Genomic DNA, 22,529 nt, shown 5'->3' with positions numbered 1-22,529 from the left:
CATTTCGTGTATACTAGTAGTGAGCACAGAATCGAAAGAACGAAAAGGAGCGTGTGCTTTATGAAAAAACTCGTCATCGCTGTACTTATTACTGGTTTAACATTGTCAGGAGTAGCAACAGGATCTGCCTCTGCGATGGAAGGCAATACCATTCAATCTGTAAAAGCTTTACAAAAAGGTGATCAAACAGTTGAAGGTGTTAAAATCGGTCAAAATATGGCAGACGTGATTCGTGTCAAAGGTGAAGGTATTCATACACAAGCAGGATTTGGTTCTGAACAATTTTATGAGTACCATACATCTAAGGGAACAATGATTGTCACAGCGAATTCTAGTAGCGCAAATGCGAAAGTGACACGTATCTCAATGAGTTATAACAAAGCAAATGGCCCAACTTACAAAGAGGTTAAAAAGAATGTAAGTGATAAGGCTGTGACACGTGAACATTATAATAAAGTAACAGGTAACAGTGGCTTTATTATTGATGGGAAACGTTCATATCAATTTGCATCTACATCACCTAAAGACAAAGTCATCAAATTGTACAGAATTGATCTTGAAGGATAAACACATTGATGTTTGATTATCATGACTGGGGACAGTGGGGCTGAAATCGTTAGAGAGCATCTTTAGATTTCTTAGTCTCACTTCCTTTGATTTATGTATAACGACACTTTATACTTATGGTTTCGGGTACGGGCACTGTCCTTCCACCGAACATAAGTATTGATGTTGGAGGCACTTATGAGACCGAATGATCGCACTTTAATAGATAACGTGGAAGATTATCTCACGCATAAAGGGATAACCACGACGTTAATAGATGATGTTAAAGAAAATTTGAGAAAAGATATACAGAAATCTGAAAAACAAGGTGTAGATTATATAGAGTATCGTCAAAAATCGACTGCTGAAATTATATTAACGATTCAAAAAAATTTGTTCACATTACAGTTTAATCCAGTAGTCTTTTTTATTATAAACTTTATCTTGATTTCTTATCTTTACGATAAGCAACTGGTACCATTTGGTGCGGCTACAGGTTTATCTATTTTATATATCTTAGTTTTATTGCCGATTTCTGTAACGATTTATTCACGCATTATGCGTAAAAGTTATCTTTATCAAAATCGCCTTGAAAGTTATATAGGATTAATATTAGCAGTTGTCGCTATGTTGCTTATCGGAATGAATACATTTGATATTACATTAGGCATCCATATTGTCACACAATATACGCATCTTGTTATCGCAGTTTTTGGCATGTTTTTTACTCTATGGGGATTATATCGTAAACGTTTAGAATATACGGGTGTGGGTTTATTACTCGTGCAAAAAACGGTAGATATCATCATACGAGATCCTCAAGCAGCACAACTCATCTCTATCGCAATATGGGTGATGATTCTTGTCCTTATTATTTTTTACACGATTGAACTTTCGTCAAAAAAACAAGTTTAATGGGCGCGTCGCATTAAATTAAACTCATAATTTAGAACGTTTACAAACATTACTCAATCGAATGTTAGTTTATAAAATGATCGATTTCGATAACTATAAGGTTCAGTTCAATATAAAAAAGTACCACTTCACATCGGTTAGGTGAAGTGGTACTTTTTTATTATTGTGGTTTAATGTCGGTGCTTTTGATTGTTTCGTTTACACGATTTAACAATTCGTCGATTTTTTTACGTTGTTCATCGTTTACCAAAATTAGAACAGTTCGCTCATCCTGTTCGTTACGACGCTTGTTGAAGTAACCTTCTTGAGATAAGTTCTTTACCGCTTTAACAACTTGTGGTTGTTTGTAGTTTAAGTTGTTAATAATATCTTTAAGGTAATATTCGTCTTCGATGCGGTAGCTTAAGTGAGTTAATACTGCAAACTCCTCAAAACTAATTTGGAACTCTTTTTTGATTACGCTTTTTAATCTGTCTGCGTACGTAACCATTGATAATAATTCGAAACAATCTTTTACTCTAGTAACAGCCATGTTCATAACCTCCCATTTTTCATTGCCCTTGGATATATTTTTCAAAACTGTCTTGGAAGACAGATTAATGAAACCCTTTACTTATTAATTACAAATGAAATATCTATACCTTCTTTTAAAAAGTTATTGATATTATTGCTTGTGAATTGATTTAAGTGCAATTAGATTGTAATTATAACCAAATTATTTTTGATTGTAAACTAAGAAGGCTTAACCGCACTCTATATGAAACAAATTTTTTGTAAAATAGTGGATTCCGTCACCTTAAAGCAACATGATCATGCTTCTCTATTTTAGTGCGCATTTATTTCATGTGGATATCGTACGACTTTCTCCCCTGCAAATATTCCATTCTTAATTATAAGTTGCTCATTTATTCTATCATAACTTATTATTCGTTTAACCAATTTGCTTTTCTTATAAATCAACACGGAATTTTCATCCAGTAAAATGTCACGCGGTAATATCATTTGTGGCTTTGAAAATTGGACTTCAAAATGAGTGCCAATAGGGTAGGTTTTAGGTGTCTTAATTTTAATAAAATAGTACGTTTTTCTAGAAATTTCAGGGGAATATGTAGGGGTGAAATGTGTTGATACTACAGTGCCTTTAACGGTTTTATCCATTAAAGTAGAACGGAGTGTAACGGGTTGCGCTTTTTTAAATTTTGTATATAAATGTTCGGGAACTTTAACCAGAATATGTTGTTCTTTAGATGATATTTCTAAAATTTTTTCTTTATTTTTGTCTGGAACAAATTCATGCAAACGCACGATTCCTTCTGCAGGTGATGGTATTGTATGATACAAATCTGATTTCAGTTGTATAATTTCTTTATTGATTTCGAAGATTTGGTTGGCGTTTAATTGAGAGGATAATAATTGATTTAAAGCGTGAATCAAAGGTATTTTCGAGGGATTGTGATAGGTGATTAATGGTTGATCTATAGTTACTTTTTCATTATCTTTCACATGAATATCTTGAACAAAACCTAAATTCTCATTATATTTTAATATATAGTTATAGTCAGATTGCACAATGCCTTTCAAATATTGAGGGTATGTGAACGTGGCACGTATCGTTTGAATATTTGGTTTGTTTAGTTGGTAAATAAAATAAACAGAAATGCTTAGAATTAAAATTAATAAAATTAAACTTGATGAAATAAAGAGGATAAAGGACTTTTTCATTTTATCACCTCGAAATGTAGTTGATGAAAATTATACTCTAATAATGTTTTTGTGCAATAGAAGTATGGTGGTTATAAACAGAATTCTAAATATAATTAAAACAACATTCGAGAAAAATGAAAAAAATCTTGATAATGTGTTCCATTTGATATAAAACTTTTCAAATTGTACAGATTATATCTAATTTTCTGAGTTTTTGAATAAGAATTACTGGTTTGAAAAAAGTAATTCGTCTTGGAATGTGACATAGATCATTAAACCTATGATTGTCCCTAACGCCTCGCTTTTCTAGGCGCCTTACCTCAAAATGGATTTTCGGTTGCGGCTCAATGCCTCAGAAGTCTCGGCTAAGGGATTAATCACAATGCATCATAGTGTTCATCACTAAGACGAAATCGATTTATATAGATAAATAATAGCTAACAAAGTTCATGTATAAAGGAATTTTGTTAGCTTATTTTTTATTAAAAGGTCTGCTATGTCCCAGCCCCGACAGGCGAAACTGATGGTTGAAAGGGGTTAGTTCGTTAATGAAACTGAATCAAGATAATAGCTGTAATGATACATAAAAGCCCAACTAGACGTTGGCGATCAATGGAACGTTTGGTCATTCCCATCCATCCAAAATGATCGATGCATAACCCCATAACAATTTGACCTAACATAACGATGATTAACGTTATGGTGATGCCTAATAGAGGCGCCACGATGATATTCGTTGTAACAAATAAAACACCTAGTGGTCCACCAATAAAATGCCATATGCGTAAGGGTCCGTAAGTATCGTGGTGCGTGATGATTTTGAAACGGCGATGCACGATAAGGGTTAATAGCATAAGTGTGAATGTACCTACTAAAAATGAAACAAAAGCTGCAAATAAAGATGAGTGCGTGAGCTGACCTAGGCTGCTGTTAACAGCTGTTTGAATGGGGGGCGCAAATCCAAACATGATGCCAATAAGCATCCAAATGACGTTTTTTTGACGAGTGTCTACCGCTGATTTAGGTTGATAGTTCATCAATAGGATGCCAAGTATAAGAATGAAAAAGCCAACGATTTTGAGAACCGTTATGGTTTGCACTGGCATCTGAAACAAGCCGAACGTATCAATAATCACTCCCATCATCATTTGACCCGAAAGTGTTGTGATCACGGTCAAAGACGCACCAATACGCGGGAGTAAAAGAAGGTTACCTGTTAAAAAGATGACCCCCATTAATCCTCCAATAATCCATCGATAATCAAGCGTATAGGAATTGAATATATTGAGCGAAAAATATTGGGGTTGCGATAGTATAATGATGATCGCTAAAACACACGTTCCTGTAAAAAAAGACACTGTAGATGCGTAAAATGCAGATTGCGTATATTGACGTAAACGTGTGTTAATGGATGTTTGAATAGGAATCACTGTACCAGCTAAAAGTGTAAGTAACATTAAAACGAAAATCATAATAGCTCCTTTGTTTGTAATATGATGCATTTAATTTATAAAAGATGTCTTTCACATTTTAAAACGGCATATAGACAAGTGAAAAATGGGACTGCACTAAAGGTATTAAGCTTATTAAATGAATGTAAAGATTAAAATAAATTTCTATTAAAGTTTACATGGTATGTACAAGTTTTAGTACGATAGTAATAACTTAAAGAGAGTGCGGTGATTTTTGTTGTCTGAGTTTGAAGTGGTAAGACTGATTAATGAAGAAAAGTTTATCGTAAACAATGCCGTCGAGGGTGCATTCCAAAGTAATGATTACGTAGAAGTATTACGCGTGGAATCACCTTATCAAATTATAGCACGCGTATGTGAAGTATATGACAAATACATAGTATGTAAAACGATTGACACATCAAAAGTGTTTTATGGGGAAAAGGTTAGGATACTTGAATAACATATTGTATTCATCATACGATAATATGCTTAATCAGTTGTGATGCTACTTAAACAAAAAGGCCTTCAAAATTCATTCTAAAATGAACTTTGAAGGCTATTAAAATACATATAAGGAAATGCTGCACTGTATTTGTGTGATCATAATACTTTTACTTTCATATCAAAATCTTTATTAAAAATTTTGACATCAAGCATAAGTGCTATGAAGCTGGGGATTTAAGGGGAAGTGACGATGTTTTGAAATATGAATCTAGAACAATACTGTAATATTGCGGTCTATCAACTGTGCAGATTTAACTTTTGTAATCGGCGTGCCATTGTTATTTAAAATATTTAATTTAACAATCTTGTCCGCTTGAATTTCTACGAGCTCTCGTGTAATCGTCGTTGCTAACTTAGGAAGTTGAAACTTAAAGGGCTTTTGTAATGCATTCTCAAATGTGATTTCTAATGTTTTAGTGTTCATTGAGTACCTCCAGAATTATCCGATTTGTTCAGTTTTTACAGTTTCAATAGTGTCATAATGTTCACCAGTCAGAGCTTCAATCACTTTAGCGAATGAAAGCAATTCTTGTGTCGTGGCAGAGCCTTTAATTTGATTAAATCGACGGCTCATTTTAGTAGCTTTTCCCTCCGGTGATAAAGTGGTTTGTGTCAGAATAAGTGTTAAATTTGAATTGTTCATGATGTCTGACCTCCTTTCACTTTATATATCGTTAAAAAAGAAGCAAAAGGTCAAAACTTTTTTGAAAAATTTGAACTTAACCCTTTAATGTTACAAAAATATATTATATCATTGTATAAGAAACATTAAATGAGGTGTGATAAGTGAATTTTGTAGATCCAATTAGAGATAAATCTGATATTCATAAAATGTATGTCTATTTGCAAAGTCAATCTATGCGAGATTACTTATTGTTTAAGTTTGCGATTCATACAGGAATCAAATTAAACGAACTTCTAAATCTTGCGGTGAAAGATGTTTATAACGACCATCATGAAATCGTCCATGTTTGGGTTGCGAGTTCATCTGAAGAAATTCGCGTCATTATACCAGAGAAGTTAAGAAATGAATTGAAGTGGTTTATTGATCAGGAGAAGTTGCAGTGTGACGATTTGTTATTTCAATCTAAGCGCACTAAAAAAGGCTTAAGTCGCCAACAAGCGTATCGTATTATTAATGCTGCCGCAACTAGAGTAGGGATTGAACATATTGGATTGACGACGTTACGTAAAACATTTGCTTATCATACGTATCGTTCCGGTGTATCCATTTCAATTATTCAAAAATATTTAGGGCATCAAACTTCATATGAAACGATGAAATTTATCGGTATTACTAAGAAAGAGATCAATACCACAATCGCCTTAAATTTATAATTTTAAACAAGGGAGGATGATTTATGCACATTATAGGATTAATGATATTTTTAATTCTAATGATTCTATTTTTGTCAATTATGATAAAGTGGGATTTTAAACAATGGCCAGGTTATATCGCATTATTAGCACCTATTGTAGCCTCTTTATTTTTTATTACACACATACCCAATGTCCTCAATCATCAATACGTCACATACACCTTAAAATGGTTACCTGCTTATGATATCAATATAGACTTTAGGCTTGATGGATTAAGTTTATTTTTTGGACTGTTAATATCTGTAATTGGCATCGTAGTCTTTTTCTACGCGACCCAATACTTATCTCATAAACATAATGATTTACCACGTTTTTACATGTATTTAATCCTTTTCATGTTTAGCATGTTGGGGATTGTACTTTCGAATAATACCATTTTGTTATATGTCTTTTGGGAATTAACAAGTGTTTCTTCATTTTTATTAATTAGCTATTGGTTTGACAAATCTGAGAGTCAACGTGGCGCTGTTACTTCATTTATGATTACAGTATTTGGTGGCTTAGCGATGCTGGTTGGATTTATTATGCTTTATGTCGTAACAGGTACAAACACCATTACTGAACTCATTGCTCAAAGACGTGTAATTGTGTCACATTCGCTCTTTATTCCGATTGTTTTGATGTTATTACTCGGTGCATTCACTAAATCGGCACAATGGCCATTCCATTTTTGGCTACCACGAGCAATGGCCGCACCGACCCCGGTCAGTGCATATCTACACTCAGCTACAATGGTCAAAGCGGGTATATTTCTGTTGTTGCGTTTTACACCGATATTAGGTCAAAGTACTTTTTACATTTATATAGTGACGGGAATTGGATTGTTAACGATGATATTTGGTGCTATCGTAGCGGTTCGTCAATATGATCTTAAGAGTATTCTTGCCTATTCTACGATTAGCCAACTGGGCATGATTACAGCAATGGTTGGTCTCGGCGGTGGTATTGCGACAGCAACGGAACCTGCCATGAGTGAAGCCTATGCATATGTCTTATTTGCAGCGCTTTTTCATTTGTTTAATCATGCGTTATTTAAAGGGACGTTATTTATGAGTGTCGGATTAATTGATCACGAAACAGGAACACGTGATATCCGTGAACTTGGAGGCTTAAAATCTGTACTACCAATAACGATGGTAGTCATGACGTTAGCAGCGCTTGCCATGGCCGGCGTGCCATTTTTAAATGGATTTCTTAGTAAGGAAATGTTTTTTGAGGGGCTTGTTCAGGCGTATCAATTTAAAGATTTTAATCTATTATCAACGATTGTTATCACCTTAATTGGTTTTATTGCGAGTATTTTCACGTTCATATATTCATTAAATATGATTAAAGAGACGTTTTTTGGGAAGTTGAAAACGAATAAATCTATTCATGAGCCGAAATATTTTGTATTACCGGCAGTGTTCACTGCTTTAGGCTTACCTTTATTTTTTATAATGCCACAACTTATAGGAAATACTGTTTTAAAAGCAGCATTTACCACAATTGTTGCATCCGAATCTCTAGCAACGTATGCACCAAAGTTAACCCAATGGCATGGCGTGACACTACCGTTAATCATGAGTGTATTGATTATCATCATTGGAACACTCAGTGTCTTATGTATCAACTGGAATTCATGGATTCAATCGAAAGAAAGCCGTTGGTCTAGTCTTAATGTTTATCAGGAATCATATATGTCTCTAGAAGCTTATTCAGGTTATGGTTTACGCACGTTGATGAATAATCGACTTAACTCATATATTATTCTCACGCTAATGATTTATTTTGGGATTAACGTATATGGCTTGATACGTGTAGGTGTACCTGAAATGTATCGTATTGATGTTACGAACTATCATATTTTTCATGTTCTTTTATTAATTACCGTTATAGTTATTGGTTTTGCGTTAATTTTTATTCGTCAACGTCTTACGATGGTTATTTTAACCGGTGGGATCGGTTATGCTGTTGCATTATTCTTTATACTCATGCGTGCTCCAGATTTAGCATTAACGCAGCTTGTGACAGAAACGATTACCACTGTGCTTTTTATTGTCAGTTTTTCAAGATTACCCAATATTCCGCGTGGTACCTTTAATATGAAAAGAGAATCTGTAAAAATCATCGTATCCTTAATCACTGCACTTACCGTCGTAGGTTTTGTATTTATGATTCAACAAGCGAGTGCATTAGAAACCATATCTGTGTTCTATCACGATGCTTATGAAAAGTCTGGTGGTAAAAATGTCGTCAATGCCATATTAGGTGATTTTAGATCACTCGATACGATGGCTGAAGGATTGGTATTAATTATTGCAGGACTAGGTATCTATACGTTACTCAACTTTAGAGATAGGAGGGGACAAGATGAAAGAGAATGATTTAGTTTTAAAAACCGTCACACGTATTGTCATATTTATCATTTTGACTTTCGGTTTCTATCTCTTTTTTGCCGGGCATAACAATCCAGGTGGTGGTTTCATAGCTGGTTTGATATTGAGTTCTGCATTTATATTAATGTTTTTAGCTTTTGATGTTCAACGTGTAATTGAAGCGTTACCTATCGATTTTAGAAAATTGATGATATTGGGTGCGTTTGTATCACTTACAACAGCACTGGTTCCCGTGTTCTTTGGTAAAAACATTTTATATCAAGCTGATGCATATTTTAGTTTTCCTTATTTTGGTGAAGTGCATCTTTCTACAATTACATTGTTTGAAGCGGGTATCACACTCAGTGTCGTGGGTGTGGTAGTCACTACGATTTTATCATTGAGTGGGGGGAGATCATGAATATTATATTACTCCTCACAATAGGCTTTTTAGTTTTTATTGCAACGTATATGATTCTATCCAAAAATTTGATTAGAATTGTGATTGGTATCGCGATTTTTACACATGCAGGCAATCTGATTATTATGAGTATGGGAGAATACACAGCGAATAAGACAGAACCGTTAATTGTTACGGGTAAAGAAGATTTTGTGGATCCATTGTTACAGGCGATTGTACTTACGGCTATTGTTATCGGTTTTGCGATTACCGCATTTTTACTCGTATTAGTGTATCGTACCTTTAAAGTGACAAAAGAAGATGAAATTAATGTTTTAACAGGTGGTGAAGAAGATGAACGATAATATGTTAGCAATTCCATTTTTATTACCACTTGTAGGGGCATTAATTTTAGTGATGTTGAATAAACAAGTGAAAATTTCACGTATGATTGCGTTGGTCATCCTTTTTATATCATTTATTTCGTCTTTAATGTTGTTGATTTATGTGATGTATCATCAACCGCTTAAATTGGATTTTTCAGGATGGTTTGCACCATTTGGCATCCAATATGTTGGGGATCCTTTGAGCTTATTACTTGTTACTACAACACATTTTGTCGTCTTTATGATTATAGGGTTTGGATTCGGTCGAGGTGAAAAGCGTGCCAATCGTTATTACTTGCCATCCTTTATTTTGTTTTTAACGGTCGGTGTTGTAGGGTCTTTCTTAACTGCAGATTTATTCAATTTATACGTGATGTTTGAGATTATGTTATTAGCATCATTTGTACTTGTTACGCTGGGGCAATCAGTTGAACAATTGCGCGCAAGTATCATTTATGTCGTACTCAATGTCATTGGTTCATGGATCTTTTTAATAGGTATTGGTTTGTTATACCGTCAACTAGGAACTTTGAATTATACGCATATAGCGATGCGCATTAATGAACTTGAGGATCCGACTGCGATACATTTAGTCGCGATGTCATTTATTGTGGCCTTTGGTTCAAAAGCGGCTTTAGTGTTATTCATGTGGCTTCCTAAAGCTTATGCCGTGTTAAACACTGAACTTGCCGCGTTATTTGCTTCCTTAATGACAAAGGTGGGTGCTTATGCACTTATACGCTTTTTCACACTGATTTTCAATCAAAGTAATGATGTTACAGAGCCTCTACTCATTGTTATGGCGTGTATCACAATGGTGATTGGTGCAGTCGGTACTGTTGCGTATAAAGATATTAAGAAAATTGCTGCGTATCAAGTTGTACTATCCATCGGTTTTGTTATTTTAGGTCTAGGAACTCATACGGTTCATGGTGTGAATGGTGCGATTTTTTACCTCGTGAATGATATTGTTGTTAAAGCTTTATTGTTTTTTGTTATAGGTATTATTGTGTATACGACAGGTTATCGTCAATATCGTCATTTGAAAGGTTTAGCGCAAAAAGAACCTTGGTTAGGTATCGCCTTAATCGTTGTAACACTGGCAATTGGTGGTGTCCCACCATTCAGTGGATTTCCTGGGAAATTATTTATTTTTATGGGTGCTATTGAACATCGACACTATATAGGATTAACATTAATGATTCTAACGAGTCTAGTAGGTATGTATAGCTTATTTAGAGTGTTTTTCTATATGTACGCAGGCAATCAAGAGAAGGGCGCTGAAATTACTTTCCATCCTATACGACCTGTTCGTAAACGCATCATTATGATAATGACGTGGATGGTTTTAATAATTGGACTCGCAGCACCTGTAATCATGCAAGTCACAGAACGTGCAACTGCTATGAATATGAACGTAAATCAATATATAAAAATGGTTAATCCCGAGTTAAGAGGTGATGCTAAATGAGACAAATCGCCTTAAATATTATGATAGCTATGCTTTGGGTACTTTTTCAAGATGAAGATGCGTTTAAGTTTCCTACATTTGCAGTGGGATATATGATCGGTTTAATCATTATTTATTTGCTTCATAAGTTTTTCGACCAAGAGTTTTATCCTAAAAAGATATGGGTATCCTTTAAATTTTTAATGACATACTTATATCAATTAGTAACATCTACATTTTCTATCATCAATTATGTATTGTTTAAGACGCATAAAATGGATCCAGGACTCGTATCTTATGAAACGAAATTAGATACAGATTGGGAAATTACATTTTTAACGATACTTATCATTATTACGCCAGGATCAACAATCATTAGGGTGAACCGTAATCCGAATGTATTTCTGATCCACGCGATTGATATTACAGCGAAAGAGAAAAAACAATTATTAAGAAGTATTAAAAAATATGAGGAACTTATTGTGGAGGTGACGAAATGATTTCAACAGTGACAGAGTTACTTTTATCCGGTGCGTTAATTATTTTTGCAATTTCACTTGTTGTAGTGTTGTTTCGTTTAATAAAAGGACCGACAACGGCTGACCGTGTCGTCGCATTTGATGCGATCAGTGCGATATTAATGTCCACAGTAGGTGTCCTTAGTTTATTGTTTAAAACGTTCTCGTTTTTAGATTCGGTCGTTTTAATCGCGATTATATCATTTTTAAGTTCCGTAACTATTTCTCGCTTTATAGAAGGGGGGAATGTGTTTAATGGAAACAATAAACGACATCATTAAACTATTCGCCGCTTTTTTAGTGTTTGCTGGGAGTATCATTGCACTTATTAGTGCAGTGGGGTTAGTTCGCTTCCAAGATGTGTTTTTACGGATTCATGCCGCGACCAAAGCCTCTACGCTGGCCGTTTTATTAACGTTATTAGGTGTATTTATCTATTTTATATTTGAACAAGGTTATGTCAGTGTCCGCACATTGTTAGCATTGGTTTTTATTAATATCACTTCTCCGGTAGGTGGTCATTTGATTTCCCGTGCAGCTTATCGAACTGGCGCATATATGTATCAAAAACATGTGACAAATGAAGAAGATGCAGATCTTAACAAAGCGGATTTAGATGATGAAGCCAAACGTCAAATCAGAGTGGAAAAGCGAGCCAAACGTCGTAAAGAAGTTTATTCACGGCTAGATGACGATTAAATGATGTTAATGGGTTGATACCTAACGCGTGCAATTGATGTGTTTAAAACTTGGTTTGAGTTCATGTCTCCTCCATTCGAAATTAATCCTTGATGATATCACTCGTCTAATGAAACTGATATAATAAAGTGTATTATTATACGAGGAGATGATTGTATGAGACATGTTAATGTGTCTTATATCATACGCCATAGTACATTCATTACAAATTTTGAAGTACTTTAGGGCAAATATTCATTTCTTAAAGTACTTCTCAATAAAATGGAGGCATGAGAAATGAATCAAATTAAAGCGTATGAATTTATAAAAGTAAAACAGCGCGTCAATCAACTTATACGATTATATAAAACGAATGATATTCAAACTCACGCGATGCAAAAACAAATCATATTTAATGAAATTAAAGAGATTTTCGAAGCACAACATATTTATATTGATGATTTTATCAATCAAATCGATGATGTGACTTTGACGAAAAAGAAAGCATCCATGTTATTAGAAAATTTAAAAGTACATGTAGAGGCATTTGAATTGCCAACCTCTAACGCGTTGCATAAGTGTTTTCGCAAAGTGAAAAAACTTAAATTACCGGAGACTGACCATATAGATCTCAAAGAGACAACATTTTTAGGTTGGAATGATTTAGCGTCTCATCGAAAATACATTGTTTATAGAGAGGGCAATCAACTTAAAGGTATGTATGGTGACCTCTCTCCAACTAAGGTTAAAGGATTTTGTAAGATATGTAATGCTGAATCGTATGTTTCTTTATTTCTAAATCAATCTAAACATAATAAAAAAGAAGGAACGTACACAAAAAAGGGTGACTACATTTGCTATGATAGTGTGGCATGCAATGGTCAATTAGAAGACATTACACGGTTGTATCATTTTATTGAGCAAACAAAGTAAGCGAGTTGTATTCTAGTAACATGTATAATGGTGTACTCACCGCATCTATCGCTGATCAATAAAAAAGGAGTGAACGGTTTAAGTACCCGTATCACTCCTTTTTCTTATTTCATACTATCATGTATCGTTTTAATATTTGAAGCCATCATTTTGTAATATGAGTCTCCATCGCTACCTTCTTTACCAATTGAGTCTGTATAAACTGTACCAAATATTTTAGCATCAGTATCTCCACTTAAGCGTTTCATTGCTTTATCGCTTACGCTTGTTTCTTGGAGAAGGTGTTTCATGTGATTGGCTTTTACAAAGTCAATGGCTTGTTTCATTTGTTGAGGCGTACCTTGGTTTTCTGTATTAATTTCCCAAATAAAACCGGCTTTGATGTCATATTGTTTTGCGAAGTACTTAAACGCACCTTCACTTGTAATCATGACACGTTTGTCTTTTGGAATATCATGAAATTGGTTATGACTTTTCTCGTTTAATGACTTAAGTTCTGATAAATATTTGTCACCTTGTTTTTGGTAATCTTTTTTGTGGTCTTTGTCCGCTGATTCTAATCCTTCTTTAATGCGTTCAACATATTTAATACCGTTACCTAAGCTTAACCATGCATGTGGATCGATATGTGCATCTGACTTTTCGTTACCATTTAAATAGATAGGTTCTACTTTTTCAGAAGCTTGGATGACATTTTTATCTTTTAGTGATTTATTGGCTTCTTTTAATGCTTTTTCAAACCAACCATTACCACTTTCCAAATTAAAACCATTGTAAATGACTACGTCGGCATCAGCTAATGCTTTAATATCTTGAGGTTTAATTTCGTATTCATGTGGATCTTGACCAATAGGGACAATACTATGTATCTCCGCATGTTCACCAGCAACGTTTTTAGTCATGTCATAAAGAATTGAATTCGTTGTTACCACTTTTAATTTGTTTTGTTTTTCGCTTTTACCAAATCCACAGGCTGTAAGCATTACTGCGACAAGTAAAAGGGTAATAATACGCTTAATCATGATGTATGGACAGCTCCTTTGAGTAATTTTGATTTGATTTTGATGTAAATAAAACTTAATACATATAGTGTTGCGGCGATAAGCACAATCACTGCACCACTTGGTAAATTAAGTTGAAAACTAATGTATATGCCGAGTGTAGCGCTAATCATACTACAGATACATGAAATCATTAGCATCGTTGACAGTTTGTTGGCGATAAGGTAGGCAGTCGATGCGGGTGTAATTAACAATGCAACAACTAAAATAACCCCTACCGTTTGGACACTCGTAACAATGACGAGTGCTAAAAGCAACATAACCAAATAGTGAATGAAGCGTGTAGGGATACCGTTCATTCTGCTGAAAATAGGATCGAATGTCGAAATTTTTAACGGACGGTAAAGAAACAGTATAACACCAATTACGCACAGACTAATCCAAAGTGTTGTATAGAAGGCATCATCTGTAATGGCTAAAATATTACCGAATAAAATATGATACAAATCGGTTGTGGACTGTATCGCACTGATTAAAATAATACCTGTAGCCAGAAAAGTGGTGAAAATAATACCAATGGCTGCATCTTTTTTAGTTTTGGTTGTGTCAGAAATGTAACCAATACATAAGCTACTTAAAACACCTGTCACTAAAGCGCCGATAAACATTGGAATATTAAGTAGAAACGAAATCGCAACACCTGGCAATACAGCATGACTCATTGCATCTCCCATTAAAGACAGACCTCTTAATAGAATGAAACAGCCGACAATACCACATACCGCACCAACGAGAATAGCCGTGAGTAAGGCACGTGTTAAAAACGGATAATCAACGAGATGTTGTAGGAATTCCATTGTTAGATTGCTCCTTTCGTTGATTCATATGTGTCATGGCTTCGCTCACATGTAATGAGGCTAGGAACGTTTGTTCAATATTTGATGGGATTAATACCTCACGGGTATTACCAAAAAATTGAACACTCTGATTAAGCAATAAGACACGATCAAAATAGTCTGATGCTGTCGACAAATCATGATGAACGATGATGATGAGTTTGCCTTCTTCTTTGAGCGCATTTAACTTTTGGATAATCATTTTCTCGCTCTTGAAATCAATGCCTACAAAAGGCTCATCTAAGATATAAACGTCATGTGTACGCATTAATGTACGCGCTAAAATCACACGTTGTAACTGGCCACCACTTAATGTATGTAGTGGACGTTTTCGCAAATCGAATAGCTCTAATTCTTGTAACAACAAATGACATTGTTGGCGTTTTTGGTGTGGTACCCGTTTAAACCAACCGATTTCACCATAGCACCCTGATAACACTAAAGATTCAACATCAATTGGGAAATCAAGGTCTAAAGTCATTTTTTGAGGCACGTATGCGACATGACGCTTGAGTTGACTTAATGGTTTACCGTTTAAAGTAATCGTACCTTTATATTGCAACTCTCCTACTAATGCTTTAACTAAAGTAGACTTACCGCTACCGTTTGGTCCCATAATACCTATAATTTCACCATTTAACGGTAACTTTAATGAAATATCTTTAAGAACATGCTTATGTTGAAGGGTAAGGTTTAAGTTGTTAATTTCAATCATTTTAACACAACCTTTTAAGTAATTTAGGTTACCCTAATAAATTTATATTATAGAATGAAATCTGTCAAAGTCAAGATGTTTCGTGATACAATAAGGTGAATCTTTTTAAGAGGTGAAAAAATGTTAACTGAGGAAAAAGAGGATTATCTTAAAGCGATACTAAGTCACGACGGAAAAACGCATTATGTTTCGAATAAAACGCTCTCTCAGTTTCTGAATATAAAACCGCCATCTGTAAGTGAAATGGTGGGAAGATTAGAAAAAGAAGGCTTTGTTGAAACAAAACCCTATAAAGGTGTAAAGCTATCTGAAAAAGGTGTCTCAGCTACTCTAGATATTATTAAGAGACACCGTTTGATTGAATTATTTTTAATCGAAGTGATGAATTACACATGGGAAGAAGTACACGCGGAAGCAGAAGTGTTAGAACATCGCGTATCTGATCTCTTTGTAGAGCGCTTAGATGAGTTGCTTCAATATCCTGAGACATGTCCACATGGTGGTATGATTCCAAGAGGGCATGACTTTGAAGAACGTTACAAGACACCTTTAATTGATTACGATGCAGGGGATAAAGTGATTATTAAACGCATCAGAGACAAAACAGAACTATTAATTTATCTTTCAAGTAAATCAATTCAAATGGGTGACACGGTAGAAATTTTACAAAAAGATGAAACGAACCAAATGCTTGAAATTAAATATGAAAATCAAACTGTCATTTTGAGTTATGAAAACGCAAAAGTAATTTTTGCTGAAAGAGCATTTTAAGTAATATCAAAATGAAAAGCAGCCCGATACATTTATATGGACTGAAAGAGCCATCAGAGTTTGAACATCACCCTGTAAAGTAGACACGGAAAAAATAAAAGTTAGTTACTTGGCTGCGCTTCTATAAGTGCAGCCATTTTTAATGAGATTCTATCCTCATTAAAAAATTTGATGTAATTATTAATTTTATTCTTTGCGTGCTTAAAATCATTGAAAATGTATTTCTTACTTTTAAATATCTCCGATTTTAATAATCCCCAGAAGCATTCCATTGGACCATTATCAATACATCTACTCACTCTTGACATACTTTGAATCATGCCAGTTTCATTAAGCCTTTTTTGAAACTTTCTACTTGTGTATTGAAATCCTCTATCACTATGAAAAAGAATACCTTGAGGGTTATTATTTATCATAGCTTTGTCGAAGGTTTTGAATACTAATTCGTTATCGTTTCTTTTTGAAATTTCATGGCTGATAACTTTTTTAGAACCTAAATCGTATATTGCACTCAAATATACTTTTTGACCATTTCTTAATTTAAACTCTGTTACGTCAGTTAACCAAATTTTGTTAGGCTCATCTATTTTGAACTCTCTATTTAACACGTTTGAAGCTGTTGTTTCGGGTGTGCTAGAAACATATTTTTTCTTTTTTTGTCGAATTAAAGCTTTAATGTGATATTTTTGAGTGATACGTTGTACTCTTTTATGATTAACCTGAAAATCAGTGAATAATCTTAGATGGATATAAATCCTTCTATAACCGTAGATACCACCCGATAAATTGAAAACTCGAAGAATTTCTTCTTTTAACTTCTCGTTTTCAATTTCTAGACTTGGGGTTTCTCGATTTAACCACTTATAATAACTTGATCTAGATATACTTAAAATTTTACACAACCATTTTATAGGATAATGATGTTTAAGTTCGTCTACTGTCATATAAGAGGCTATGTGTCGTACTTTTGATTCATCAACTGCCTTTCGATTTGTTTTTTCTTTTTTAAAGCTTCATTTTCCATTTCAAGAAATTTATTTTTTGACTGTAATTCTTTGATTTTCAATTTTAATTGTTCTTCTGTACTTAAAATTTCAGTTGGCTTACCTTTGCCTCGTCTATCATAAAGTCCTGATTCACCATGTTCGCGATATTTTTTTACCCAAGCATATATTTGAGAATATTTGATATTAAAGTGCTTAGCTGTCTCTTTGTAATTCAATCCGTTATTCAAGCAATATTTTACAATTTCTATACGCTCTTCAAGTGTTGTATTTTTTGATTTCATACTATAGACCTCCGGAATAGGAGAATAATTTTTATTCTCTTTTCCTTCAGTATACTTAATTATCCATTTTCGTACAGTTTCACGAGAGGGGATATTATATTTAGCTGCAATTGAACTCATGGATTTTCCGCTAACTAAATGTTCTTCAATAACCTTTTTTTTAAACTCTGCCGTATAAGTATAGTTTGTTCTCCGAATTAACAAAGAGTCTACACCATGATTAATATATTTATTGTAAGCATGCGATAATACAGATTTATCGATATCTAGATTGAGCTTTTCGATAATAGATTGAAAGGAATATCCTTTTTCATATAAACGAAAGATTTGGTGATATTGCTCAAGTGTTAGTTTACTTTTCCTCATACAAAAACTCCCTATAAAGTTTTCACTTTTTAAGTGTCTACTTTATAGGGAGCATATCATTCATGTACAAATGGATTTTGTCGGCTTTTTGAGTTAAAAGGATGCGATGTTAACCCGGAATTTTTAGCGTTATAAAGCGTTTAAGTGGTGTAATGAATAGATATATGCTTAAATGTAACTATAATAGTTACATTAAGAGGTGATAAGATGAACCTTGAATTTAATATTGCCATTCATGTGATGTGTTTTTTAGTGAAACATAAGGGTGAACGATGGAGCAGTAAGGCATTGTCGGAGTCTGTCTGTATACATCCCGTCCAAATTCGCCGTGTGACAACGCAATTAATTGAAGCGGGGCTGATTGAAACGCACCGTGGAAAGCAAGGTGGCTATCAAGCCAATCAACACACAGTGGATGCGTCATTAACATCTTTGTATGACATGTTCGTCCCACAACACATGACTGATCAACGTTTATTAACCGGAGCGTCCGAAAATGCATGTCTTATTTCAAGAGAAATAGGGGGCCTCATGACTACTTATTATGATGCGGAATTTGCACGGTCAAAAGCAGTTTATGAAGGACAAACAATACGAACAATTTTAGAAAAAATATTAAAGGAGTCCACACTATGAAAACATATGATTTTGTCGTAATTGGATTTGGTAAAGCTGGAAAAACATTTGCTAAAACGGCGGCAAGTAGAGGGAAAAAAGTCGCAGTGATTGAACAATCCCCTAAAATGTATGGTGGTACATGTATCAATATTGGCTGTATCCCATCTAAAACATTAATCCAAGCGAGTAAAACGTTGCCATTTACCGAAGCGATGACACGTAAAGCGGAAGTGGTACAAGCGTTAAATCAAAAAAATTATCTTAATCTTGCAGATGATCCTCATATCGATGTGTATGATGGAAAAGCAACATTTCAATCAGAACATGAGGTACGTATCGAAGGTATGACTGCGGAAACAATCATACATGGGGACGTGATAATTATTAATACTGGTGCAACACCTGTGATACCTGAGATTGACGGCATCAAGACGTCTCAATTTGTTTATGATTCTACGGGAGTGATGGCACTTCCTTCTCAACCGCAACGCTTAGTCATCATTGGTGGCGGTTATATTGCCTTAGAATTTGCTTCCCTTTTCGCAAGTTTTGGTACAGAAGTGACTGTACTTGAGCGTCATACGCAAGTGCTCGTCAATGAAGATGACGCTATCGCTAAAGAAGTGATTCAAGATTTAGAAAACAAAGGTGTGCGTATTGTGACAGATGTAGAGGTTGAAAAAATAAGTGACACTGCACAAGAAGCGGTCATTGAAACTTCTAATGGCGCATTTCACGCAGATGCGATATTAGTTGCAACAGGTCGAACACCGAATACCGATATCGGCTTAGAAAACGTAGGAATCGCACTTGGTGACAAAGGTGAAATTAAAGTAAATGCACATCTTCAAACGGCTGTGCCTCATATTTATGCAGTGGGAGATGTCAAAGGCGGACCACAGTTTACGTACGTCTCTCTAGATGATTTTCGTATCGTACATGATCATGTATTTGGGACAAGACAACGTACAACCGAGAACCGTGGTGAGATACCTTATACGGTATTCATCGATCCGCCGTTATCACGTGTAGGCTTAACTGCAACCGCTGCACAAAAACAAGGTTATACGATTAAAGAAGGGCAACTTCCGGTAAAACAAATACCACGTCATAAAATTAATGCTGACCCACGAGGGTTATTTAAAGTGGTTATTGATGCCAATACGAACCTCATATTAGGAGCATCGCTGTACGGTGCACAGTCTGAGGAATTGATTAATCTCATTCATTTAGCGATGAAACAAGGTACAACCTATGATGTACTACGTGATATGATGTACACGCATCCGACCATGGCAGAATCTTTTAATGACTTATTTAAAATTTAAAAGTGATATTCATCACATGCGCGTATAATAAACAACCTACCACATTCATGTTTAAAGTGATTGTGGTAGGTTGTTTAGTTATCTTACTGTATTTAAAAAATAAGTTGTGTAATGGCGAGTATAATCAATAAGCTTATAATGCCTTTTTGAACACTACTAGGGATATGGCGTCCGACATGTAATCCTATAGGTGCAAAAATAATACTTCCAAGTACTATCGCACATGCCAAATCTAGAGGAATATAGCCTTGAAAGGCTTTGGTCACGAACGTACCTATTGATGAAATGAATGCGATGACGATGCTATTTGCGACAACGGTATTCATCGGTAATTTAAATACAGCTAAAAGTATCGGTGTAATGATAAAAGCACCACCAGCACCGACAATACCTGACACAATCCCCACACTTCCTCCGATTAAAATGAGTAAAAGTCGATGAAATGTCGGTGTCTCATGACGCGGTGTTACTTTAAAAAAGAGTAAAACAAGTGCAAGCATCGCAACACCAATATACACATATGTCACAAAATCAGCATTGATTAAATGTGCAACAATCGCGCCTAAGCTACTTCCTATCAACATCCCACTTCCCATATAAAGGACAAGTTGTAATGAAAACGCATCTTTTTTTCGCGCAGAAAATGCCCCACTTAACGTACTAAAAAAGACTTGTGCGGACGTTAATCCAGAAGCGACATAAGCTGTCATTACGGGATAGCCAAAAAGAGGTGGGATGAGTAACAATGCGGGATAAATGATGATTGCACCGCCAATGCCTACTAACCCTGAAATAAAACCACCGAAGATACCGATCACAAACAGTAGTATCAATTCAGACCACATCATTATTTCGCCTTCACTAACAATTCTACAGCTTCTTGAATCAATTGTTGCGCATCTTCATCATGATCTTCGGCTTGTTTGACACATTCAATTAAATTTTCACTAATAATAATGCTAATTAAGCGTTGAATAGAGCCTTTTGATGCGCTCAATTGTGTTACGACATCTTTACAATCTTTTTCTTCTTCCATCATTTTAATGACACCATTTAATTGCCCCTGTACACGCTTAATGCGATTCACTAATTTTTTATCATAAATCAAAATCGTTAGCCTCCCCAATTGATTTTAATAACTCAAGGATAAAGGGGAACTTGAAGTTTGTCAAATACCCTATATGGTATTTGACTTTTATATCATTCTGTTTTATGATACCCCTAAAGGTATTATGGAGGAGGAATAAAATGCCGAACTTTAAAACACAACATATTACGGATTGGACACGAAATGAACTTGAAACATTGGCGAAAAACCAACAACTTATAGATGTAAGAACAGCGGAAGAGTATGAACTCGGACATGTACAAGGGGCGTTGTTGCACCCGGTACAACAAATCGAAACGTTCGATTTACCAAAAGATCGTACGTATTATATTTATTGTCGTAGTGGCCACCGTAGTCATAACGCGGCTGAAGCATTAGCAACTAGAGGCTATGAGGTCGTAAATTTAGATGGTGGCTTTTTAGCAATTGAGTCAGCATCATCAACGTCAAGTGAATCTATATCACAAGATGCCTCACAATCAAAGCGTGTGATACGTGATTATAGTGGATTGCAATGCCCAGGACCCATCGTTGAAATCAATAAAGAAATGATGCAAATGCCAGAAGGTACACAACTTGAAGTGACGGTTACAGACCTCGGGTTTAAACAAGATATTCAAAGTTGGGTAAAACAAAGAGGATATACCTTAGTCACTTTAGAAGAAAAAGAGGATCATATTCATGCGATTATTGAAAAAACAAAAGATAAGGATATGGCTGTCAAACACTCCGAAAATGGTACAACGATAGTGTTATTTAGCGGTGAGTTAGATAAAGCACTTGCAGCACTTATTATCGCAAATGGTGCGAAAGCTGCAGGCCGTGATGTCAGTATTTTCTTTACATTCTGGGGACTCAACGCGCTTAAAAAAGTGAATCAAACACCGGTAAAGAAAACAGGGATTGCGAAAATGTTTGATAAGATGTTACCAAGTCAACCGGAGTTTATGCCAATTTCTAAAATGAATATGTTTGGATTAGGAAATGTCATGATGCGCTATGTCATGAAAAAGAAAAATATTGAAACGTTACCTGCATTAATCGATCAAGCAATCGAACAAGGTGTGAAATTAATCGCATGTACGATGAGTATGGATGTGATGGGCATTTCAAAAGAAGAATTAAGAGAAGAAGTGACTTATGGTGGTGTAGGTGCGTATATCGGCGATACGGAACAGGCACGACATAATCTATTTATTTAGGAGGCGGAAAG

At 35.0% G+C, this 22,529-nt stretch carries 27 protein-coding genes; 16 read left to right on the top strand and 11 right to left on the bottom strand.

Features of this window, described 5'->3' with window-relative positions; translation table 11 throughout:
- Window positions 1–60: 60 nt before the first annotated feature.
- Window positions 61–567 carry an SA0570 family protein gene (locus CD172_RS10955; protein WP_060552373.1) on the top strand — a complete coding sequence of 169 codons (507 nt, stop codon included), beginning with the start codon at window positions 61–63 and terminating at the stop codon, window positions 565–567.
- Between the two features lie 177 nt (window positions 568–744).
- The gene (locus tag CD172_RS10950; protein WP_037566372.1) at window positions 745–1,461 is read left to right on the top strand and encodes a hypothetical protein; all 717 of its coding nucleotides are present in this window, start codon (window positions 745–747) and stop codon (window positions 1,459–1,461) included.
- A gap of 160 nt (window positions 1,462–1,621) precedes the next feature.
- On the opposite strand, the gene sarA is transcribed toward CD172_RS10950, so the two are convergent.
- The 3 genes from sarA to CD172_RS10935 all read right to left on the bottom strand — a co-directional run bounded on the left by sarA (window position 1,622) and on the right by CD172_RS10935 (window position 4,634).
- The gene (gene sarA, locus CD172_RS10945) at window positions 1,622–1,993 is read right to left on the bottom strand and encodes a global transcriptional regulator SarA (RefSeq protein WP_037566374.1); all 372 of its coding nucleotides are present in this window, start codon (window positions 1,991–1,993) and stop codon (window positions 1,622–1,624) included.
- Between the two features lie 293 nt (window positions 1,994–2,286).
- Window positions 2,287–3,183 carry an efflux RND transporter periplasmic adaptor subunit gene (locus CD172_RS10940; RefSeq protein ID WP_085622161.1) on the bottom strand — a complete coding sequence of 299 codons (897 nt, stop codon included), beginning with the start codon at window positions 3,181–3,183 and terminating at the stop codon, window positions 2,287–2,289.
- Window positions 3,184–3,710: 527 nt separating this feature from the next.
- Window positions 3,711–4,634, bottom strand: a complete 924-nt coding sequence (locus CD172_RS10935) for a DMT family transporter (RefSeq protein ID WP_172616728.1) — start codon at window positions 4,632–4,634, stop codon at window positions 3,711–3,713.
- Between the two features lie 220 nt (window positions 4,635–4,854).
- On the opposite strand from CD172_RS10935, the gene CD172_RS10930 reads away from it, so the two are divergent.
- On the top strand, window positions 4,855–5,079 hold the full coding sequence (locus CD172_RS10930) for a hypothetical protein (RefSeq protein WP_103346375.1): 225 nt from the start codon (window positions 4,855–4,857) through the stop codon (window positions 5,077–5,079).
- A gap of 252 nt (window positions 5,080–5,331) precedes the next feature.
- Here the strand turns inward: CD172_RS10930 and CD172_RS10925 are convergent, their stop codons facing one another.
- Together CD172_RS10925 and sroA are read right to left on the bottom strand one after the other, a co-directional pair.
- Window positions 5,332–5,547, bottom strand: a complete 216-nt coding sequence (locus tag CD172_RS10925; protein WP_060552377.1) for a DUF2922 domain-containing protein — start codon at window positions 5,545–5,547, stop codon at window positions 5,332–5,334.
- A 15-nt stretch (window positions 5,548–5,562) separates the two neighbouring features.
- Window positions 5,563–5,766, bottom strand: a complete 204-nt coding sequence (gene sroA / locus CD172_RS10920) for a sigS mRNA-stabilizing protein SroA (protein WP_037566381.1) — start codon at window positions 5,764–5,766, stop codon at window positions 5,563–5,565.
- 143 nt (window positions 5,767–5,909) lie between these two features.
- Between sroA and CD172_RS10915 the strand changes: the two genes are divergently transcribed.
- The 9 genes from CD172_RS10915 (at window position 5,910) to CD172_RS10875 (ending at window position 13,225) form a co-directional block, all read left to right on the top strand.
- On the top strand, window positions 5,910–6,461 hold the full coding sequence (locus tag CD172_RS10915; RefSeq protein ID WP_037566382.1) for a tyrosine-type recombinase/integrase: 552 nt from the start codon (window positions 5,910–5,912) through the stop codon (window positions 6,459–6,461).
- A 23-nt stretch (window positions 6,462–6,484) separates the two neighbouring features.
- Window positions 6,485–8,869, top strand: a complete 2,385-nt coding sequence (locus CD172_RS10910) for a DUF4040 family protein (protein ID WP_103346374.1) — start codon at window positions 6,485–6,487, stop codon at window positions 8,867–8,869.
- On the top strand, window positions 8,856–9,281 hold the full coding sequence (locus tag CD172_RS10905; RefSeq protein ID WP_037566385.1) for a monovalent cation/H+ antiporter subunit B: 426 nt from the start codon (window positions 8,856–8,858) through the stop codon (window positions 9,279–9,281). Before CD172_RS10910 ends, CD172_RS10905 begins: the two co-directional genes overlap by 14 nt.
- A complete protein-coding gene (mnhC2, locus tag CD172_RS10900; RefSeq protein WP_037566386.1) occupies window positions 9,278–9,625 on the top strand; it encodes a Na+/H+ antiporter Mnh2 subunit C in 348 nt (115 codons plus the stop codon). The genes CD172_RS10905 and mnhC2 overlap by 4 nt, the downstream gene beginning before the upstream one ends.
- A complete protein-coding gene (locus CD172_RS10895) occupies window positions 9,615–11,117 on the top strand; it encodes a Na+/H+ antiporter subunit D (RefSeq protein WP_103346373.1) in 1,503 nt (500 codons plus the stop codon). Before mnhC2 ends, CD172_RS10895 begins: the two co-directional genes overlap by 11 nt.
- Entirely contained in the window at window positions 11,114–11,596 is a 483-nt protein-coding gene (locus CD172_RS10890; protein ID WP_037566388.1) for a Na+/H+ antiporter subunit E, read from the top strand. Before CD172_RS10895 ends, CD172_RS10890 begins: the two co-directional genes overlap by 4 nt.
- Window positions 11,593–11,895 (top strand): monovalent cation/H+ antiporter complex subunit F, encoded by a 303-nt coding sequence (locus CD172_RS10885; RefSeq protein ID WP_037566390.1) that lies wholly within the window; start codon window positions 11,593–11,595, stop codon window positions 11,893–11,895. The genes CD172_RS10890 and CD172_RS10885 overlap by 4 nt, the downstream gene beginning before the upstream one ends.
- Window positions 11,870–12,313: a Na+/H+ antiporter subunit G gene (locus CD172_RS10880; protein WP_060552382.1), complete on the top strand. Its 444-nt coding sequence runs from the start codon at window positions 11,870–11,872 to the stop codon at window positions 12,311–12,313. Before CD172_RS10885 ends, CD172_RS10880 begins: the two co-directional genes overlap by 26 nt.
- Before the next feature lie 276 nt (window positions 12,314–12,589).
- Window positions 12,590–13,225 carry a FusB/FusC family EF-G-binding protein gene (locus CD172_RS10875; RefSeq protein WP_103346372.1) on the top strand — a complete coding sequence of 212 codons (636 nt, stop codon included), beginning with the start codon at window positions 12,590–12,592 and terminating at the stop codon, window positions 13,223–13,225.
- A gap of 104 nt (window positions 13,226–13,329) precedes the next feature.
- Here the strand turns inward: CD172_RS10875 and mntC are convergent, their stop codons facing one another.
- Genes mntC through CD172_RS10860 form a run of 3 tightly spaced genes read right to left on the bottom strand, consistent with a single transcriptional unit; the run spans window position 13,330 to window position 15,837 of the window.
- The gene (gene mntC / locus CD172_RS10870) at window positions 13,330–14,244 is read right to left on the bottom strand and encodes a manganese ABC transporter substrate-binding lipoprotein MntC (protein WP_060552533.1); all 915 of its coding nucleotides are present in this window, start codon (window positions 14,242–14,244) and stop codon (window positions 13,330–13,332) included.
- Window positions 14,244–15,083 carry a metal ABC transporter permease gene (locus tag CD172_RS10865; protein ID WP_037566395.1) on the bottom strand — a complete coding sequence of 280 codons (840 nt, stop codon included), beginning with the start codon at window positions 15,081–15,083 and terminating at the stop codon, window positions 14,244–14,246. Before CD172_RS10865 ends, mntC begins: the two co-directional genes overlap by 1 nt.
- Entirely contained in the window at window positions 15,058–15,837 is a 780-nt protein-coding gene (locus tag CD172_RS10860; protein WP_103346371.1) for a metal ABC transporter ATP-binding protein, read from the bottom strand. The genes CD172_RS10865 and CD172_RS10860 overlap by 26 nt, the downstream gene beginning before the upstream one ends.
- A 120-nt stretch (window positions 15,838–15,957) precedes the next feature.
- Here CD172_RS10860 and CD172_RS10855 point away from each other — a divergent pair, with 120 nt between their 5' ends.
- Complete coding sequence (locus CD172_RS10855) at window positions 15,958–16,608, top strand: metal-dependent transcriptional regulator (RefSeq protein WP_103346370.1); 651 nt, start codon at window positions 15,958–15,960, stop codon at window positions 16,606–16,608.
- 101 nt (window positions 16,609–16,709) lie between these two features.
- Here CD172_RS10855 and CD172_RS13150 read toward each other — a convergent pair.
- Window positions 16,710–18,262, bottom strand: a protein-coding gene (locus tag CD172_RS13150) for an IS3 family transposase (protein WP_420915925.1) whose coding sequence is annotated in 2 segments (ribosomal slippage) — window positions 16,710–17,585 and window positions 17,588–18,262 — 1,551 coding nt in all. Because the reading frame shifts where the segments join, the coding sequence is not laid out codon by codon here.
- Window positions 18,263–18,469: 207 nt separating this feature from the next.
- On the opposite strand from CD172_RS13150, the gene hypR reads away from it, so the two are divergent.
- Both hypR and merA read left to right on the top strand, forming a co-directional pair.
- Complete coding sequence (gene hypR, locus CD172_RS10840; RefSeq protein ID WP_037565719.1) at window positions 18,470–18,898, top strand: redox-sensitive transcriptional regulator HypR; 429 nt, start codon at window positions 18,470–18,472, stop codon at window positions 18,896–18,898.
- Window positions 18,895–20,208 (top strand): hypothiocyanous acid reductase MerA, encoded by a 1,314-nt coding sequence (gene merA, locus CD172_RS10835; protein ID WP_103346367.1) that lies wholly within the window; start codon window positions 18,895–18,897, stop codon window positions 20,206–20,208. Before hypR ends, merA begins: the two co-directional genes overlap by 4 nt.
- Window positions 20,209–20,300: 92 nt before the next feature.
- Here the strand turns inward: merA and CD172_RS10830 are convergent, their stop codons facing one another.
- Complete coding sequence (locus CD172_RS10830) at window positions 20,301–21,053, bottom strand: sulfite exporter TauE/SafE family protein (protein WP_404829380.1); 753 nt, start codon at window positions 21,051–21,053, stop codon at window positions 20,301–20,303.
- 2 nt (window positions 21,054–21,055) lie between these two features.
- Complete coding sequence (cstR, locus tag CD172_RS10825) at window positions 21,056–21,316, bottom strand: persulfide-sensing transcriptional repressor CstR (protein WP_037565722.1); 261 nt, start codon at window positions 21,314–21,316, stop codon at window positions 21,056–21,058.
- A gap of 140 nt (window positions 21,317–21,456) precedes the next feature.
- Between cstR and CD172_RS10820 the strand changes: the two genes are divergently transcribed.
- Window positions 21,457–22,518, top strand: coding sequence for a DsrE/DsrF/DrsH-like family protein (locus tag CD172_RS10820; protein WP_103346365.1), 1,062 nt, complete (start codon window positions 21,457–21,459; stop codon window positions 22,516–22,518).
- The last annotated feature ends 11 nt before the right edge of the window (window positions 22,519–22,529 follow it).

This window comes from Staphylococcus agnetis (assembly GCF_002901865.1).
In the GTDB taxonomy this organism is placed as follows: Bacteria; Bacillota; Bacilli; order Staphylococcales; family Staphylococcaceae; genus Staphylococcus; species Staphylococcus agnetis.
Note: the sequence above shows the minus strand (reverse complement) of the source record. Positions and strands in the feature narration are given on the sequence as shown.